This is a genomic window from Streptomyces katrae (genome assembly GCF_000966975.1).
Taxonomy (GTDB): Bacteria; Actinomycetota; Actinomycetes; order Streptomycetales; family Streptomycetaceae; genus Streptomyces; species Streptomyces katrae.
In genome coordinates this window covers 1-1,029 of sequence record NZ_JZWV01001496.1, presented here as the reverse complement: position 1 = coordinate 1,029, position 1,029 = coordinate 1, and the positions used below count along the sequence as shown (strand labels likewise).

2 protein-coding genes are annotated in these 1,029 nt (G+C 72.8%); both read left to right on the top strand.

Annotation, left to right across the window (positions count from 1 at the left end; translation table 11 throughout):
* Positions 1-376 (top strand): acyl carrier protein (locus tag VR44_RS38635; RefSeq protein ID WP_045952360.1); only part of this gene is annotated, 376 nt, incomplete at its 5' end.
* A 26-nt stretch (positions 377-402) separates the two neighbouring features.
* On the top strand, positions 403-1,029 hold a 627-nt coding region (locus VR44_RS38630), incomplete at its 3' end, for a beta-ketoacyl synthase N-terminal-like domain-containing protein (protein ID WP_045952359.1).

Sequence of the window (1,029 nt, the reverse complement as noted above, 5' to 3'; positions counted from 1 at the left end):
GCTCACCGCCGTCGAACTCCGCAACCGGCTGGGCGCCGCGACCGGACTGAAGCTCCCGACGACGATGGTCTTCGACCACCCCACCCCGAGCGCCCTCACCGACGGCCTGCTGCACGCCCTGCTGCCCGCGGGGGCGGCGGACCGCGCGACGGAGGAGGGGGGCCCGGACGAGGACCGGATCCGACGCGCCCTGGCCACCGTCCCGCTGGCCCGCCTGCGCGAAGCGGGGCTGATGGACGCGCTGCTGGCACTGACCGGCGGGCCGGCGGACACCGCACCCGACCCCGACCACGCGGATCCCGACACCGGCTCCGCCATCGCGGACATGGACCTCGACCACCTCATCGAACTGGCGCTGGGCGACAGCGAAGCCTGATCAACGGCCTGAGTACGGAGCACATCATGACCACATCGAACGACAAGATCGTCCAGGCACTGCGCGCCTCCCTCCAGGAGACCGAGCGGCTGCGCCGCCAGAACCGGAAGATGACGGCCGAAGCCCGCGAGCCCATCGCCATCGTCGCGATGAGCTGCCGCTTCCCCGGCGGGGTGACCTCCCCCGAGGACCTGTGGACGATCCTCGCGGAGGGCGAGGACGCCCTCTCGGCCTTCCCCCGGAACCGCGGCTGGGACCTCGACTCCCTCTACCACCCCGACCCGCAGCACCCCGGCACCACCTACGCCCGTGAGGGCGGATTCCTCCACGACGCGGGCGACTTCGACGCCGCCTTCTTCGGCATCTCCCCCCGCGAGGCCCTCGCCATGGACCCCCAGCAGCGNGAGCTGTGGAGCCTCCTCGCCGACGGCGGCGACGCCATTTCGGGCTTCCCCGCCGACCGCGGCTGGGACCTGGACGCCCTGTACGACCCCGACCCGGACCACGCCGGCACCTGCTACGTCCGCCACGGCGGATTCCTCGACGGCGTGGGCGAGTTCGACGCCGGGTTCTTCGGGATCTCCCCGCGCGAGGCCCTGATGATGGACCCGCAGCAGCGGCTGCTGCTGGAGACGGCCTGGGAGGCCTTCGAG